The organism is Parvibaculum sedimenti (genome assembly GCF_009184905.1).
Classification (GTDB): Bacteria; Pseudomonadota; Alphaproteobacteria; order Parvibaculales; family Parvibaculaceae; genus Parvibaculum; species Parvibaculum sedimenti.
The window spans coordinates 83,176-99,261 of sequence record NZ_WESC01000001.1 but is presented as its reverse complement, the minus strand read 5'-3'; the positions used below and the strand labels follow the sequence as shown (position 1 = coordinate 99,261).

At 62.3% G+C, this 16,086-nt stretch carries 13 protein-coding genes; 2 read left to right on the top strand and 11 right to left on the bottom strand.

The annotated features are described in order from the left end of the window. Positions 1-20 precede the first annotated feature (20 nt). Positions 21-1,268 (bottom strand): cytochrome P450, encoded by a 1,248-nt coding sequence (locus F2P47_RS00465; protein WP_152214196.1) that lies wholly within the window; start codon positions 1,266-1,268, stop codon positions 21-23. Between the two features lie 211 nt (positions 1,269-1,479). Here F2P47_RS00465 and F2P47_RS00460 point away from each other — a divergent pair, with 211 nt between their 5' ends. Further along, the gene (locus tag F2P47_RS00460; RefSeq protein WP_152214195.1) at positions 1,480-2,280 is read left to right on the top strand and encodes a sulfotransferase family 2 domain-containing protein; all 801 of its coding nucleotides are present in this window, start codon (positions 1,480-1,482) and stop codon (positions 2,278-2,280) included. Between the two features lie 17 nt (positions 2,281-2,297). Here the strand turns inward: F2P47_RS00460 and F2P47_RS00455 are convergent, their stop codons facing one another. The 3 genes from F2P47_RS00455 to F2P47_RS00445 all read right to left on the bottom strand — a co-directional run bounded on the left by F2P47_RS00455 (position 2,298) and on the right by F2P47_RS00445 (position 6,320). Then, positions 2,298-2,939, bottom strand: a complete 642-nt coding sequence (locus F2P47_RS00455) for an HAD-IA family hydrolase (protein ID WP_152214194.1) — start codon at positions 2,937-2,939, stop codon at positions 2,298-2,300. 83 nt (positions 2,940-3,022) lie between these two features. Continuing rightward, on the bottom strand, positions 3,023-5,296 hold the full coding sequence (locus F2P47_RS00450) for a transglycosylase domain-containing protein (RefSeq protein ID WP_152214193.1): 2,274 nt from the start codon (positions 5,294-5,296) through the stop codon (positions 3,023-3,025). A 244-nt stretch (positions 5,297-5,540) separates the two neighbouring features. Further along, positions 5,541-6,320 carry an EF-hand domain-containing protein gene (locus F2P47_RS00445; protein WP_152214192.1) on the bottom strand — a complete coding sequence of 260 codons (780 nt, stop codon included), beginning with the start codon at positions 6,318-6,320 and terminating at the stop codon, positions 5,541-5,543. A gap of 137 nt (positions 6,321-6,457) precedes the next feature. On the opposite strand from F2P47_RS00445, the gene F2P47_RS00440 reads away from it, so the two are divergent. Next, positions 6,458-7,078 (top strand): CerR family C-terminal domain-containing protein, encoded by a 621-nt coding sequence (locus F2P47_RS00440; RefSeq protein ID WP_185680874.1) that lies wholly within the window; start codon positions 6,458-6,460, stop codon positions 7,076-7,078. 3 nt (positions 7,079-7,081) lie between these two features. Here F2P47_RS00440 and gyrB read toward each other — a convergent pair whose 3' ends face one another. From gyrB to F2P47_RS00405, 7 genes are all read right to left on the bottom strand, one after another. Then, positions 7,082-9,520 (bottom strand): DNA topoisomerase (ATP-hydrolyzing) subunit B, encoded by a 2,439-nt coding sequence (gene gyrB, locus F2P47_RS00435; RefSeq protein ID WP_152214190.1) that lies wholly within the window; start codon positions 9,518-9,520, stop codon positions 7,082-7,084. Positions 9,521-9,558: 38 nt separating this feature from the next. Then, entirely contained in the window at positions 9,559-10,671 is a 1,113-nt protein-coding gene (recF, locus tag F2P47_RS00430) for a DNA replication/repair protein RecF (protein ID WP_425500022.1), read from the bottom strand. Between the two features lie 137 nt (positions 10,672-10,808). Continuing rightward, positions 10,809-11,927, bottom strand: coding sequence for a DNA polymerase III subunit beta (dnaN, locus tag F2P47_RS00425; RefSeq protein WP_152214189.1), 1,119 nt, complete (start codon positions 11,925-11,927; stop codon positions 10,809-10,811). A gap of 383 nt (positions 11,928-12,310) precedes the next feature. Continuing rightward, positions 12,311-13,903 carry a chromosomal replication initiator protein DnaA gene (gene dnaA / locus F2P47_RS00420; protein WP_152214453.1) on the bottom strand — a complete coding sequence of 531 codons (1,593 nt, stop codon included), beginning with the start codon at positions 13,901-13,903 and terminating at the stop codon, positions 12,311-12,313. A 215-nt stretch (positions 13,904-14,118) separates the two neighbouring features. Continuing rightward, complete coding sequence (locus F2P47_RS00415) at positions 14,119-14,595, bottom strand: rhodanese-like domain-containing protein (protein ID WP_152214188.1); 477 nt, start codon at positions 14,593-14,595, stop codon at positions 14,119-14,121. 550 nt (positions 14,596-15,145) lie between these two features. Beyond that, a complete protein-coding gene (gene rpsT / locus F2P47_RS00410) occupies positions 15,146-15,409 on the bottom strand; it encodes a 30S ribosomal protein S20 (protein ID WP_152214187.1) in 264 nt (87 codons plus the stop codon). A 268-nt stretch (positions 15,410-15,677) separates the two neighbouring features. Beyond that, on the bottom strand, positions 15,678-16,070 hold the full coding sequence (locus F2P47_RS00405) for a hypothetical protein (protein WP_152214186.1): 393 nt from the start codon (positions 16,068-16,070) through the stop codon (positions 15,678-15,680). Positions 16,071-16,086: the final 16 nt, after the last annotated feature.

Genomic DNA, 16,086 nt, shown 5'->3' with positions numbered 1-16,086 from the left:
CGGCCTTTGTCATTTCCGGGTCAGACGCTGTAACGCACCGGCATTTCCTTGATGCCGGAGATGAAATTCGAGCGCAGACGGCGCACCGAACCCGAGACGTGAATATCCGGAAACCGCTTCAACAACTCCTCGAAGAGCACCGTGAGCTGCAATTCGGCAAGGCGCGAGCCCAGGCAGAAATGCTGCCCGGCACCAAAGCCGAGCTGTGTCGGCGCCGCCGCCGAGCGGAAGCGCGTCACGTCGAAGCGATAGGGGTCTTCCCATTGCGCCTCGTCGCGATTGGCCGAGGCGTACCACATCACGACCTTGTCGCCCCTGGCGATCTTCTGCCCGCGGATTTCCGTGTCTTCCGTCGCCGTGCGGCGCATGTGGAGGACGGGGCTAACCCAGCGCACAATCTCCTGAACGGCGGAGGGAATGAGCGAGGGGTCATCGAGAAGTTTCCGTCGTTCCTCCGGGTGCTCGGAGAGAGCGAGCAGCCCGCCCGAGATCGAATTGCGCGTCGTCTCGTTGCCGGCAACGACAAGCAGAATGAAGGTGCCGATATAGGCGGGGAAGGTGAGGGGCTCGCCGTCGATCTTGGAATGGACGAGCATCGAGATCAGATCCTCGCCCGGATTTTCCAACCGCTTCTGCCAGAGCCCGGCGGCGTACCCCGCCATCTCGCCCACGCATTTGCGCATATATTCGTCGGAAACCCGTAGCTCCGGGTCGTCTTCGCCGACGGTCGCGTTCGACCATTCGAAGAGTTTCGGCCCATCGCTCTCCGGCACGCCGAAGAGCTCTGCCAGAACTTCGATGGGCAGGGCGGCAGCAACGGCGGACACGAATTCCGCCTCGCCGGTCTTCGGCAGATTGTCGAGAAGCCGCGTCACGCGGGCTCTGATGCGCTCCTCCATGTTCGATATGCGCTTCGGGACAAAGCCCGGCGTGATCATGCGGCGATAGGAGGCGTGTTCCGGCGGATCCATGGAGATCATGGTCGCATCGGTCTGGTTCTCCTCAATCTCGTTCTCGTTGAAGATCCGGTGCCCGCCCATCTGCTTGGCGGACGAGAAGAGCTTCGGACTTTTCGAAATCGCTTCTATGTCGTCATAGCGCGTGATCGCCCAGAAGCCCGTGCTATCGGCTTCCGGATTCCAGTAAACCGGCTCCCGCACGCGTAACGTCCGGAAAATCTCGTGATGATCGCCGCGCAGATAGAGGTCCGGATCCTTCAGATCTGGCCTTCCGTCAAGCGCGAGCTTCTCAGCCTTGGGCCTCAGCATGTTTTCCTCCCCATTTGTTCCGGTTTTGTCAGGAAGGATATTCCCGAACCCGCGCTCTTCTCAACATCCCTCCCGAACCGGCCAAAGCCGGTCTTCCACTCCCCGACAAATTATTCCGCCGGAAGCGCTGGAATCCGCATGTCTGCCCGTATATCAAGTGCGTTGCTTTCCATGAACTAAACTATTGTTTGATTTAGGGTTTGTTCCCTCCATGAATATTCCGTGTACTGTTATACAGAAGAAAAAACTTCGTTCAGCCCTGCTCTCCCCCTTCTCGAGAAGCCACCGCAACCGGCATGAAATCAATAATCTGGACCCCGAGCTTGCCGTCGCCTATGCGCATGGCGTGACGACGCCCGATGGTCGCCTCTTCTATCTGAAGAATGCCAAATGCGGCTGCACCACGATCAGCCAGATCCTGCACACTTATGTCTTCGGTGCGCCTTTTCAGGGCAATATCCACGAATCCGGCACGCTCCCGCTCGGACTCCGGCATTTCCGTCTCCACAGGGCAGCGATCGCTAACCCCGAAGCGGTGAAATTCTCGTTTGTCCGCCATCCCGTTAATCGCCTGAGGTCAGCTTTCTGCAATTTCTTCGTCGATGACGAGAGAAATCCTCAGGCGTTGCGTCACTGGGACAATATGCTCGCGCTCGGATTCAAGCCTGGCGGCGAAATAAATTACAACTTTGATGTCTTTCTCGACTATGTCGCACTCAGCCTGGAAAAAGCGCGACTACTTTGCGACGAGCACTGGCGGCCGCAATTCATCTCTCTCGGCAGCGGAAAGATCGTCTATGATAAAATCGGTCGTTTCGAGAATTTTTCGGCGGATTTAAGTGAGATCTTTTCCAATGCGGGGCTCCCATTCCTCGTCGCGCTGGCGGAAAGAAAAATGATCTTCAACCAGAGCAGCAATGGGAAGCGTGACGATCTGATCGTCAGCCGCACACAGGCAACGAAGATCCGCTCGCTTTATGCGATGGACTTCGAAGCCTATGGCTATCAATAAAATGGAAAGGGGGCGGCCTAGCGCAGCGGGAAGCCGACCGCCTCTTCGAGTTCACGCAATGCCTGTTCGGCATTCACGACCTTGATGGTGCGCATGCCGAGCTGCGCAGCCGGCTTCAGATTGATGCCAAGATCGTCGAGATAGACCGAGCCGGCAGGAGAAACGCCCAACGCCTCACAGGCCATGCCGTAGATGCGCGGATCGGGCTTTCGAATGCCGACCTTCGAGCTCTCGATCACATGGTCGAAGAGCGACATGATCCCGGCGACCATCGCGGCCTTTTCTTCGGAGCGCGCCATGCCGGCGCCGGAACCGGCAGCCACATTATTGGTGATGCAGCCGACCTTCGCCCGTTCCTTGCAGCGCCTCAACGCCTCGACCATTTCCGGGCGGATGTCGCCGGAGAGAAGCTCGACGACATCGCGCCCGCGGACCAGCGCACCCTTCGCTTCCGACTCCTTGGCGAAAAGCTCGTCGAATTCGTCCAGCGAGCACTCGTTCCGCTCGAAAAGCGCCCAAGCATTCGTGTCGGGATTGGTGGAGTTGATACCACGGATGAAATCCTTCGGCAGCCCGCGTTCGGCTTCGTAGCGGTTGAAAGCCTCGAAGGGGCTCGACGTCAGAACGCCGCCGAAGTCCCAGATGACAGCTTCGATCATGATGTTCCTGCAGATCAAATTTCGGTTGGCGCGACCCTACACCGGGGCCGTCCAAAGCGGAATAGCCGAGCGAAATGGCGTCCTCAATTGCCCGGATGGCCGGGGGCGAGCGCTGAGGGAGGATTGTTGCGCGAAGCGCCGAAGAGCCGTTCGAAGAAACCTGGCTCTTCCCAATCGCGCTTCCGGTCAGGATCTTCAGCGCCCGCATCCGTCGTGGCCGGCTGCTGCGTCTGAGAGATTTCAGGTTCCGCCAATTGCGGCCTGTAGGTGCCCGGAAGATCGGCCACCGGAATGCCCGTCTGTGTACGAACCATGAATTCATGCCAGATCGTCGCGGGCAAACCGCCGCCCGTCACCTTTTTCATCGGCGCTCGGTTGTCATTGCCGACCCAGACGCCGACGACGAGATCATGCGTAAAGCCCATGAACCACGCGTCGCGATAATCCTGGCTGGTGCCTGTCTTGCCGGCGTCAGGCCGGTCGGAAAGCGTCGCCTTGCGGCCCGTACCCTCTTGCATGACCGCTTGCAGCATGTTGTTCATCTCGGAAAGCGCCGTCGCGCTCATCACACTACCAAGGCCCGAGCCCGAGCGGCGATAAATCTGGTCGCCGTCGCGCGTCATCACCTCGTCGATGCCATGCGGGATGACACCAGAGCCGCCATTGGCGAAGGCGGCGTAGGCGGCGGTCAGTTCGAGCAGGTTGACATCGCAGGTGCCGAGCGCGAGCGAAAGATTTGGCGGCAGCGTCTCCTGAATGCCGAGACGATGCGCGGTGCGGATGACGTTCTGTACGCCCACCTCCTGCGCCACCTGCACGGCGACGGTATTGACCGACTCCGCCAGCGCATGGCGCAGCGTCATCTCGCCTTCAAAACGGCCCGAGTAATTCGACGGCGACCAGCCGCCGTAGCTCACAGGCTGGTCGACACGTATCGTTTCCGGCGTGAGCCCATGTTCCATCGCGGTGAGATAGACGAAGGGCTTGAATGCGGAGCCAGGCTGGCGCCGTGCCTGCACCGCGCGGTTGAACTGGCTCTGGGCGTAGGAACGCCCGCCCACCATCGCCCGAACCGCGCCATCCGGCGTCATCGCCACAAGCGCGACCTGAGAGGCACCGACCTTCGCCCCCTCCGTCGCCATGAATTTTGCGACCACATCCTCGGCGACGCGCTGCATGTCCGGATCGATGGTCGTGCGGACGACGAGATCGGTATTGGGTTCGCCCGCGAAGCCGGGCAGCACATCGGCCACCCAGTCAACGAAATAATTGATCGAGCCGGAGGCCGAATAGCCTTCGAGCGAGGCGGGGTGCGCATCGGCTGCAGCGGCCTGCGCGGGTGTGATGTAACCCGCCCGTACCATGTTATCGAGCACGATGTGGGCGCGGCTGCGCGCGAGCGCCAGATCGTTGGTCGGCGAATAATGCGAGGGCGCCTTCAGCAGACCTGCCAGCATGGCCGCCTCCGACAGCGTGAGTTCGCGGGCGCTCTTCTTGAAGTAGCGCTCCGATGCGCCCTCCACGCCATAGGCGCCGCCGCCGAAATAGACGCGATTGAGATAGAGCGTGAGGATCTGAGCCTTCGAGTAGCGAGCCTCAAGCCAGATCGCGAGCAGCATTTCCTTGATCTTGCGCTCGATGGTGCGGTCCGGCTTCAGGAAGACGTTCTTCGCCAGCTGCTGCGTAATGGTCGAGCCACCCTGCACGACGGTGCCGGCGCGGTAGTTCTGGTACAGGGCACGGAAAAGGCCGATAGGGTCGATGCCGAAATGCCAGTAGAAGCGTTCGTCCTCCGTCGCGATGACCGCTTCGGGCAGATAGCTCGGCATGTCCGCCAACGCCACGCGACCGCCCAACAGATCGCCGCGATGACTGAGCGCCTCGCCATCCGCCGCGAGGATCGAGAGCGAGGGCGTATGCGCGACATCGTAAAGGCCCGACGTATCGGGTAGGGTCATGGCGAAATAGAAGAGCAGGCCGCCTATGCCGATCGCGACCCAGAGCCCGAGGACAAGCGTCCAGTAAAAGAGGCTGCCGATGATGCTTCCACCCGATTTGCGGTGCTGCCGTTCGGCGCGAGGGTGGCGGGGCGGACGCTCTGCCCTATAGGAGGAGAGCGGCGGCACGGCGCGCGTCTGCGGATCGGCGCGCAGCACCATGCCTTTGACGACGGACTTCTTCTGGGTGGATTTCGGCCTTGCCGGCTTTTTAGGGGAGGCGGGATGGGGAGGGCGGCGCAAATTGGCATCGACGCCGATACGCACCGAGCCGAGCCCCGGCACGCGGCGCGTTGTCCAACTGCCGTCATCATCGTCCCGATCGTCGGGCGGGCCGCCTCTGCCTTTTCGCGATGACATATACGCCTTGCGGATCAGTTCACTGGCCGGTTGGGCCGCCGGAACCCGTCCCGGAAACCACCGATGATTTGCGCTCTCAAATTAGCAGCCGTTCGCCGCGTCGCCAAACCGGGGCGCGCGGCAGGGCGGTCATAAAACCCAATCGGGGTCGAAATAGGGCAAGAGCGCGGGCCCGCGCGGCGCTGGAGGGACCGGGAAGGACGTCCTGTCCTTCCCGGTCCCTCCGACAATACGTCGCCTGACGTCAGGCGACGAGACCTGTCGTCACGTTCGAGCTTGCCTGGTTGGCATAGCCACTCATCATCTGCTTCAGATAGGCCTCGATCTGCTTGGCGAAATCCGAAGAGGTAGAGCCCGTGGAAGTGGTGCTGTCCGTGCTATCGGAGCTGCTGCTCGAAGCCGAGGCCAGCACATCGGCAAGCGAGGTCGCGCTATCGCTCGTCGAGCTACCGTCCGTCGAGCTCGAACCCGACGCGCTTGAGGGCGGCGGAGGCGGCGGGGGCATGTCACCCGCGCGGCCGGGACCATGCGAGGCATCGAAGCTGCTCAACTCGTCCTTCGTCACCTGGCCATCGCCATTGCTGTCGATCTGGCCGAACATCTCCTTGGCCTTGTCCGATACCGTGCCCGAAGAGCCGTCAGGACCGGCCGCCGCGAATTCAGTGAGCGACAGCGAACCATCGCCACTCGTGTCGGCCTTCGAAATCAGATCCGACGCGCGGTCGGACGATCCCTGCTGCTGAAGCTGCAGAAGCGAGGAGGTAGTGTCGGAGGTGAGCTTGCTGAAATAGGCGCTGAATTCGTCGCCCGTCACCTTGCCGTCGCCGCTGGTGTCCATCGACTTGAAGAGCGCCTGGGCCTTCGATGTGTCGGCAGAATTTGCCGAACCGGAAGAACCTGCCGAGCCGGTCGAGGTAAATTCGTCGATCGAAATCGAGCCGTCCGTGTTGGTGTCGGCCTTGGCAAATAGCATCTGCTGCAGCTGTTGCAGGTAGGAACTGCTTGATACGCCTGAGATTTGCATCGTGTTGACCTCATTTTTGCGAAAAACGCATCGCCTGAAAAGCGACGGAGTCACGGCGTCGCGCCGTTAACTCGACATGTGCGGATGCAAACCGCGCACAGAGCAGTTTTAAACATTCGTTTGAGGACTTGGATCGCGTGGGGCGACAGAATACGAAAGAACGCTTGCTGGAGGCCGCACGCGGGCTATTTGCCGAGCGCGGATTTCACAACGCGACGGTGCGTGATATTGCGGCGCGAGCGAATACCAACCTCGCCTCGATCAATTACTATTTTCGGAGCAAGGACGATCTCTACCGCGAGGTGCTGAGCCATTCCTTCCGCAAGGCGATCGACACGGACGATCACGGGGACGCACCAGCCGAGGCCGACAGTCGCGAAGATCGTTTGAAGGGCTTCATCCGCGGAATCATACCTAAATCCATCGAGGATGGGGAAGGTGCCCAGCACATGCGGCTGCTTGCCTGGGAGATGTTGTCTCCAACCGGCGCGCTGGATCACATTGAGGAAACGGAGATCAAGCCGCACCTCGATCGCGCCAAAGAGGTGGTGCGGCCCTTCCTCGCGCCCGACACGCCGGCCGCAGACCTCGCAGCCGCTGCGCTCTGGCTCGTCGGCCAATGCCTGATCTTTCGCGGACTGGCCGAACGCGTCAGGCTGGGCTTCATGCCCATCCCGACCGGGGCCGATCACGCCGAGCGCCTCGTCGCGCTCGTCACCGATCTCTCCCTCAGAGGCCTCGTCTCGAAGTCGCTTTGATCCTCAGATATCGAGGTTCGCGACGTTCAGCGCGTTTTCGCGGATGAAGTCGCGGCGCGGCTCGACCACGTCGCCCATCAGCTTCACGAAGAGGTCGTCCGCCTCGTCGAGCTCGCGGATCTTCACCTGGAGAAGCGAGCGCGCTTCCTTGTCGAGCGTCGTCTCCCACAGCTGCTCGGGGTTCATCTCGCCGAGGCCCTTGTAGCGCTGCATGGCAATGCCCTTGGAGCCCGCCGCGAAAACGGCATCCAGGAGCTGCGAAGGCGAGCGGATTTCGTGCACGTCATCCTTGCGGCGCAGCGATGCCGCCTTCACATAGATCTCCTGCAAATGGCTCGTATAGGCGTCGAGGCGGCGCGCATCGGCGCTGTCGATGAGGGGCGCGTCGATCATCACTTCCTCGCGCACACCGCGGACGTCGCGATGGAAGGAGAGGCCGCCATCCACCGTCACCTCGCCGACCCAGCCGCGCTCGGTCTCGTCGGACAGCAGATCGAGGCGACGGGCGACATAGGCCGCCGCTTCCTTCGCATGCTCCGGCTCTTCGAGAGCCTTGGGCGTAAGAGCGCCAGCAATCGCCGCCTGCTCGACGACGAAATGCGGATATTTGGGCGGCAGGCCCTTGAGAATCTTGCGGATACCACGTGCCTTTTCGACGATCTCGCGCAGATCCTCGCGCGAGCGCTGAGTCCCGTCATGCAGCGTCAGCACCATGTCCTCAAGACCCGTCTCGACGAGATAGTCTTCGAGCGCACTCTCGTTCTTCAGATAGGTCTCGGACGAACCGCGGCGCACCTTGTAGAGCGGCGGCTGCGCGATATAGAGGTGGCCGCGCTCGATGACCTCCGGCATTTGCCGGTAGAAGAAGGTGAGCAGCAGCGTGCGGATATGGGCGCCGTCGACATCGGCGTCGGTCATGATGATGATCTTGTGGTAGCGCAGCTTCTCGATGTTGAAATCATCGCGGCCGATGCCCGTGCCGAGCGCAGTGATGAGCGTGCCGATTTCATTCGACGACAGCATCTTGTCGAAACGCGCGCGCTCCACATTGAGGATCTTGCCACGCAGCGGAAGCACGGCCTGGTTCGCGCGGGCGCGGGCCTGCTTCGCGGAGCCGCCGGCCGAGTCGCCCTCGACGATGAAGAGTTCGGACTTCGACGGATCGCGCTCCTGACAATCGGCGAGCTTGCCCGGCAGGCTCGAAATGTCGAGCGCGCCCTTGCGCCGCGTGAGCTCGCGCGCCTTGCGCGCCGCTTCGCGGGCGGCGGCCGCCTCGACGACCTTGTTCACGACCGTCTTCGCATCGCCCGGATGTTCCTCGAGCCAGGTCGTCAGCGCTTCGTTGACGAGGCTTTCGACCACGGGACGCACTTCGGACGAGACGAGCTTGTCCTTCGTCTGCGACGAGAATTTCGGATCGGGAACCTTGACCGAAAGAACGCAGGTGAGGCCTTCGCGCGCGTCGTCGCCGGTGAGCGAAACCTTCTCGCGCTTCGCAATGCCACTCTCATTCGCGTAATTATTGATGACGCGCGTGAGCGCCGCGCGGAAGCCCGCGAGATGCGTGCCGCCATCGCGCTGCGGAATGTTGTTCGTAAAGCAGAGCATGTTCTCGTGGTAGCTGTCGTTCCACCACATGGCGAGCTCGACCGTAATGCCATCGCGCTCGGCCTTGAGATAGATCGGCGCGGTGATCAGCGGCGTCTTGATGCGGTCGAGGAAGCGCACGAATTCCGCAAGACCGCCTTCATACATCAGATGCAGCGTCTTCGGCTCCACGCCACGCATGTCGGAGAGGTCGATCTTGACGCCGGAATTGAGGAAGGCGAGTTCGCGCAGACGATGCTCAAGCGTGCCGTAGTCGAACTCGGTCTTGGTGAAAGTTTGCGAAGACGGATGAAAGGTGATTTCCGTGCCGGTGCGCGGCTTGCCTTTTTCGTCGAGCCCTCCATCGCCCACAACCGCGAGCGGCGCGACGGGCACGCCATTCTCGAAGCGCATGCGGTGTTCCTTGCCCTGGCGCCAGATGCGCATTTCGAGCCAGTCCGACAGCGCGTTGACGACCGAGATGCCGACGCCGTGCAGGCCGCCCGACACCTTGTAGGAATTCTGATCGAACTTACCGCCCGCATGCAGCTGGGTCATGATGACCTCTGCGGCGGAGACGCCTTCGCCCTTGTGGATCTCGGTCGGAATGCCGCGACCATTGTCGGCGACGGTGACCGAGCCATTGGCGTTGAGGCGCACGAAGACCGTATCGCAATGACCGGCCAGCGCTTCGTCGATCGAGTTGTCGACGACCTCATAGACCATGTGATGAAGGCCCGAGCCGTCATCCGTATCGCCGATATACATGCCCGGGCGTTTGCGCACCGCGTCGAGGCCCTTCAGGACCTTGATCGATTCCGCACCGTATTCTTCCGGGCTGCTATTGGGAGACATGTATATTCCTCAGATCTTTGTTCCGGCACTCGCCGGTCTCAGTTCAATTGCGTGACCGCGCCGCGCTTCACATCGAAGGATTGCGCAGCCGCTCCCAGCGCGGCGAAAAGTACGGGGTCCGTTCCCGTCATGAAGGCCTGGAGGCCCAGCGCGACGATCTCGTCGAAAAGCGCGCGGCGGCGCTCCTCGTCGAGATGGGCCGCAATTTCGTCGAGCAACAGAAGCGGCGCGCGGCCCTGCGCGGCAAGAAGCCGGGCATTTGCGAGCACAATGCCGATGAGCAAAGCCTTCTGCTCGCCGGTCGAGCAAAGCCGCGCTTCGCGATCCTTCGCCCGGTGTCGCACCAAAAGGTCCGAGCGATGCGGTCCTTCGAGCGTGCGGCCTGCGCCAGCGTCCCGCGCGCGCGCGGCGGCGAGGCGGCGAATGAAATCGTCCTCGACATCGACGGCGGGCTTTCCCGCCAGTGCCTCTTCGAGCGTGCCTTCGAGGGCGATGTCGGCGCGCGGGAAATGCGCTTCGCTCGCAGCATCGATCGCGCCGCGCAGCCGCGCCAGCGTCTCGACGCGGGCGGCGGCAATGGCGACGCCATGCTCAGCCATCTGCTCTTCAAGGCCGCCAAGCCAGGACTCGTCCATGACGCCATCGGCCAGCAGCCTGTTGCGTTCGCGCAGAACGCGCTCATAGGCATTGACCCGCGTGCCATGGGCGGGATCGAAGCCCATCACCAGCCGGTCGAGAAAACGGCGCCGCTCGCCCGCGCCTTCGACGAAAAGCCGGTCCATGGCGGGCGTGAGCCAGACGACGCGGAGATGTGCGCCGAGCGCGCCCGCGCCCGAAGCATTCGCGCCGTCGATCCGGACTGCGCGGGAGCGCGCGGCTTCCGCGCCGGGCGCAATGCCCGTGCCGATGCGAACCGGCCCTTCAGGCGTTTCGGCAGTGGCTGCAACCGCCCATCCGCCCGCGCCGCCGTCGCGCGCAATTTCGGCGTAGGCCGCGCCGCGCAAACCACGGCCCGGCGAGAGAAGCGATACCGCTTCGAGAAGATTGGTCTTGCCCGCGCCGTTTTCGCCCGTCAGCACCACGGGGCGACCGTCGAGCTCAATCTCGGCCCGCGCATAGGAACGGAAATCGGTGACGACGAGGCGGCTCAGCCGATTGGCTCGGTCTGCACACAGAACGGCCTTCGTTCCAAAGGAGCTTGGAGCGCCGGTGTCGCCACTGATCGCAAGCCTCTCACCCGTGCGGGCCAACAATTCGTTCCGTTCCTTACACGCGCCCTATGCGCGTCCTACACGCGCATCGGCATCAGCACGTAGATCGCCTTTTCGTCGTCGCTGTCGCGCACGAGCGTCGGCGAACCGGAATCCGCCAGCGCGAATGTGGCTTCGGCGCCGTCGAGCTGCCCGGTAATATCGAGCAGGTAGCGGGCGTTGAAGCCGATTTCGAGCGGCGTGCTCGAGTATGAAACCGAAAGTTCCTCAGTCGCGCTGCCCGAATCCGGGTTCGTCACCGAGAGGGTCAGGCGGCCCTCGTCGAGATTGAGCTTCACCGCGCGCGACTTCTCCGTGGAGATGGTCGAGACGCGGTCCACGGCCTCGGCAAAGCGCTTGCCATCGACCTGCATGATCTTGTCGTTGTCGGCCGGGATGACGCGGCCATAATCGGGGAAAGTGCCGTCGATGAGCTTCGAGGTCAGCACCACACCGGCGAATTCGAAGCGGATCTTGGTTTCCGAGACGCCGACCGAAATCGTGCCCGCATTGCCTTCCAGAAGCTTCTGGAGCTCGAGCACGGTCTTGCGCGGCACGATGACACCGGGCATGCCGGAGGCGCCCGCCGGAAGATCGTGGTCGACCTGGGCGAGACGGTGCCCGTCGGTCGCGACGGCGCGCAGGACGCCCGCCTTGCCGCTCTCGACGGCATGGAGATAGATGCCGTTGAGGTAGTAGCGCGTTTCTTCGGTCGAGATCGCGAAACGGGTCTTGTCGATCAGGCGGCGCATGGCCTCAGCCGGCAGATCGAAATGATGCGGCAACTGGCCGGCGGCCATGGCCGGGAAGTCTTCCTGAGGCAGCGCCTGAAGGGCGAAGCGCGAGCGGCCGGCGGTGAGTTGGAGGCGGCCCTCGTCGGCGCCGGTCGAAAGCTCGACCTGGGCCCCGTCGGGCAGCTTCCTCACGATGTCGTAGAGCGTGTGAGCCGGCGCCGTGGTTGCGCCCTTCTGCGCCACATCGGCATCGATAGACTCCACTACCTCGATGTCGAGATCGGTCGCGGTGAGGCTCAGTTGCCCGTCCTCGGCCTTGATGAGGACGTTGGACAGGATCGGAATGGTGTTCCGCCTCTCGACGACCGATTGCACGTGGTTGAGAGACTTGAGGAGCGCGCCCCGTTCGATCGTGATCTTCATGGTCTCTCTTCGGTCCCCCGTTTGGGCGCTCAGCCCTTGCCCTGATGGCCGCTAAGGCTCGTCTGCAGCGGACCCGGACCCCGGCGGCAGCGTATCCCTGAGGTGGCGCGCCTTGGCCGAAAGCATGGCCGGAGCGTCCTGTCCTGTTCGGGAACCCGCAAAACCGGGGGTCGGAAGAGGCGTCGGGAGGGACCTTCGGGCCCCTGCCTGCATACCTCCCGGCAAATGCCGGAAATCCGCAGAAAATCATTTGTTGAAGTATAGCAGATCGTCCGCGCGATGCACGTTTTTCAGCATGGAAAAACCCCTATCTCGAACGCCGGAATTACGTGATTCCGCAGGGGTTTAGCGGGGCGAGAAAAGGCGGCTTCAAAGGGGTCCGCTCAGCTTGCTCCGTTGCCGCCTTCAAGCATCCGCCGCAGCAGGTCGACATCCTCGTCCATGCCGCTATCGGCCGCGCGCAACTCGTCGATCTTGCGGACGGCATGGATCACCGTCGTATGGTCGCGGCCGCCGAATTTGCGGCCGATCTCGGGCAGCGACCGGGTGGTGAGCTGCTTGGAGAGATACATGGCCACCTGACGCGGACGCGCCACCGCGCGGGCACGGCGCGCCGAGAGCATGTCCGCGAGGCGGACGTTGTAATACTCGGCTACGCGACGCTGGATTTCTTCAATGGTGATCTTGCGGTCGTTGCAGCGCAGGAGATCGCGCAGAACGTCCTGAGACATGTCGAGCGTGATCGGACGGCCAACCAGCGAGGCATAAGCCACGACGCGCTTCAACGCACCTTCGAGCTCGCGGACATTCGAGACGATGCGATGCGCGAGGAATTCGAGCACACCATCAGGGATCGTCACCGGCCCGTTGCGGCTCGCCATTTCCTCGGCCTTGGCCTGAAGAATACCGAGGCGAAGCTCGTAATCGGTCGGATGGATGTCGGCGGCGAGACCCCAGCCGAGGCGCGAACGAATGCGCTCCTCGATGCCTTCGAGATCGGAAGGCGAACGGTCGGCCGAGATGATGACCTGACGATTGTGATCAATCAGCGCATTGAAGGTATGGAAGAACTCTTCCTGCGTGGAATCCTTGCCCGAGATGAACTGCACGTCGTCGATCATCAGCACGTCGACGGTGCGGAACTGCTGCTTGAAGGCCATCGTGTCCTTGAAGCGCAGCGCGCGCACGAACTGGTACATGAACTTCTCGGCCGAGAGGTACAGCACCTTGCGCTCCGGCTGACGGCGGCGGATTTCCCACGCGATGGCGTGCATGAGATGCGTCTTGCCGAGGCCGACGCCGCCATAAAGGAACAGCGGATTGAAAGTGACGTCCGTCGCCTCTGCGACGCGGCGGGCCGCCGCATGCGCGAGTTCGTTCGATTTGCCGACGACGAAAGCGTCGAAGGTGAGACGCGGATCGAGCGGCGCGCCGACACCCGCATCCTCGAAGCCATTCGGAATCTGCGAGGCGGAAGTCGGCTGCGGCGCGGTGAACCTCGGTGCGGCCTGGGCCACATGGCGCGGCGCGGCATGGCCGTCGATCTGGGCGGCGGGCGTGAGCGTGGGCGCAGGTGCGGCCTGAGGCTCTGCGGCGACGGGCGCAACCTCGGCGGCTCGTGTATGCACGAGAACCTCGATGCGCGAAAGCGCCGGATCTTCCTCGCTCCAGAGTGTCGACAGACGTTCAGCGTAATGGGAGAGCAGCCAGTTGCGGATGAAGCGCGTCGGCACGGCGAGCATGACGCGGCCATCACCCACGCCAACCAGTTCGATCTGCTTGAACCAGCTGTTGAAGGTCGCTTCTCCAAGCTCCGCATGGAGGCGGGCGCGCACGCGGCGCCACTGCTCGCCAAGACCGGACTCAACCAGCGATGCCGCCCCGGATCCAGTCTCCACGGCGGAGCCACTCTCCGCCGCCTCGCGCCCGGCGCCGAGAGCACGGGCCGGACGCGCTTCCGCTCGCCCTTGCTCCATACCGCGCGTTTCGCCTGCGGGACGGAAAGCCGATTTAGCCGCCGAAACCAGCTTGTCTTCGTTCACGACTTCTACCCCTCGTCTTGTCCCGGCCCCCGATCCGCCAGAACTTTCCCGGAACCGACACCGCCCCCAGTGCCGGACCCTTGCCCGTACCCCCGACAGAGGGAGAATCCACCCGCCGGTTAATTTCTCAATTCAGTGCCGCCAGCCGCTCAACCCTGTGCCCAGGGAAGGCCGGATGCCTTCCAGCCGTTGCGGTGCCCACGATGACGATCTTCATCAAGATCGCCCTCGAAGCCACCGGCCACGTTGTAGCAATGCGCAAAACCCTGCGCCGTCATCGCCACCGCCGCCGCGCGCGAGCGCGCACCCGAACGGCAGAGGAACAGAACCGGCGCATCCTTGCGCTCCTCGCCCAGCGCGCCCGCGACATCGCCCGCAAAGGCCTCGCTCACAGCCATGGAGGGAAAGACCTGCCATTCGGCGAGCAAGGGTTCCTTGCCTATGGCCGACAGGTTGGGCAGCCCTACGTAGGACCACTCCGCACGCGTGCGCACATCAATCAGGACGGCGTTCGGATTTGCAGCAAGAACACGCCAGGCCTCTTCAGCCGAAACATCGCCCGCGTAATTCGCGGGGCGATCGCCGAGGATCCGAGGCTCAACTTCCGTGCTTGCGTTAACCGACATCAGCCCCATCTCCAACAGACACCCAGCCCTCATATCGCAGGCACAGCTCTCTTCACGGCGGCAATCCCTATAGGAATTCCTCCGCCTCGTCACGCACAACTGTGTGGATACTTTTCGCCGGTCAAAGCGGCACAATCAAATACTGTATTCAGTCAATTTTTATTGAAAAACATCAGTATTCGTTGCCCTCTTCGAGGTTAACAACCATACATTCGAGGCTCTTTGGAGGCAAGCGAGAAGAGTCGTCCGCTGACAAAAAAAGTTCTTACAGCGCGCGCGAAATGTGCATGTGCGCCAGCGAAAATTGCATCTCAAACGAGCATCGTCGCAACGCACACATGAAGATGTGAATGAATCCAATTCGATGCGCAGATGTAGCGCGAAGAGTCTTCGCGCGCGCGAAAAACACATTGCGACAACGCATTCATTTTCACTGAAACAAAAGCATCACACTTGGCCATACGCGAAAAGAAAAAGCCCGCGTCATTCGCGGGCTTCGCTCTCGACTGCGCAACGCATCAATGATGCGCGTTGCGAGCGCCTGTTCGCCTCAGGCGAGTGCCTTCACGCGGGCGGCGAGGCGCGACACTTTGCGCGATGCCGTGTTCTTGTGAACGACGCCCTTCTGCGCCGAGCGCATGATCTCCGGCTGCGCTTCCTTCAGCGCGGCGGCAGCGGCTTCCTTGTTGCCGCTGGCGATCGCTTCCTCAACCTTGCGGATGAAGGTGCGCATACGCGAGCGACGGTCCTTGTTGACCTCGGTGCGCGCCGCGATCTTGCGGATTGCCTTTTTTGCGGAGGGAGTATTCGCCATGGGTATCTGACCTTTGTCTCATCGGACATCCGCGATGCCGACGCAAAATTTCATGCTGGTTCGCGAGACACCGAATGTTCGGTGACAAAGTTCCGGCCAAAGGGGCCTCGCGCCTTTTTTGAAAAGAATGACCTCAAGCCTATTGGCAGGTCCGTTCTTTCCGAGGCGCGCGTTATACGCGGGGCGGCTCTTTCCGTCAACCGCGCCGAAAAGGGCACAAAACCGCGCCTTGGCGGGGAATTAACAGATTGCCAAGCGCTAGACGGCCTCACTCAGGCTCGATCGAGAAGCGCACTTCCGTCGCGCCATCCGTTTCGGGAACGGTCTGAATTTCCAGGCGCTCCCCCTCACGACGGAAAACGAGGAGATCCTTGATGAGTTCGAGCTTCTTCTGCCGTTTCCAGCCGAGCTGGGGCAGGGTTTCCACATAAAAGCGGCGGACCGAAGCGGGAGCAACATTTCCTTTGGCCACCGTGCGAATGATCCGGCCATTGGGCTTGTCGAAGACGACCCCGCCATCCCCGGTCTCGTGCAGACCCTCCATGAGCGGCATGTCCTCGACCGCATCGAGATAGCCCGCCGCCCGTTCCTCCGCGAGCAAATGGCCGGGCAGCATCGCAAAGCCAAGAATGAAGGCGAGAGCCGCAAAGCGCATCGTCATCGAATTCGATCCCCCC

Bases quoted from the DNA above. Each gene is read 5' to 3' on its own strand.
- F2P47_RS00465 (WP_152214196.1), bottom strand. From the start codon at position 1,268: ATGCTGAGGCCCAAGGCTGAGAAGCTCGCGCTTGACGGAAGGCCAGAT.
- F2P47_RS00460 (WP_152214195.1), top strand. From the start codon at position 1,480: ATGAATATTCCGTGTACTGTTATACAGAAGAAAAAACTTCGTTCAGCC.
- F2P47_RS00455 (WP_152214194.1), bottom strand. From the start codon at position 2,939: ATGATCGAAGCTGTCATCTGGGACTTCGGCGGCGTTCTGACGTCGAGC.
- F2P47_RS00450 (WP_152214193.1), bottom strand. From the start codon at position 5,296: ATGTCATCGCGAAAAGGCAGAGGCGGCCCGCCCGACGATCGGGACGAT.
- F2P47_RS00445 (WP_152214192.1), bottom strand. From the start codon at position 6,320: ATGCAAATCTCAGGCGTATCAAGCAGTTCCTACCTGCAACAGCTGCAG.
- gyrB (WP_152214190.1), bottom strand. From the start codon at position 9,520: ATGTCTCCCAATAGCAGCCCGGAAGAATACGGTGCGGAATCGATCAAG.
- dnaN (WP_152214189.1), bottom strand. From the start codon at position 11,927: ATGAAGATCACGATCGAACGGGGCGCGCTCCTCAAGTCTCTCAACCAC.
- dnaA (WP_152214453.1), bottom strand. From the start codon at position 13,903: ATGGAGCAAGGGCGAGCGGAAGCGCGTCCGGCCCGTGCTCTCGGCGCC.
- F2P47_RS00415 (WP_152214188.1), bottom strand. From the start codon at position 14,595: ATGTCGGTTAACGCAAGCACGGAAGTTGAGCCTCGGATCCTCGGCGAT.
- rpsT (WP_152214187.1), bottom strand. From the start codon at position 15,409: ATGGCGAATACTCCCTCCGCAAAAAAGGCAATCCGCAAGATCGCGGCG.
- F2P47_RS00405 (WP_152214186.1), bottom strand. From the start codon at position 16,070: ATGACGATGCGCTTTGCGGCTCTCGCCTTCATTCTTGGCTTTGCGATG.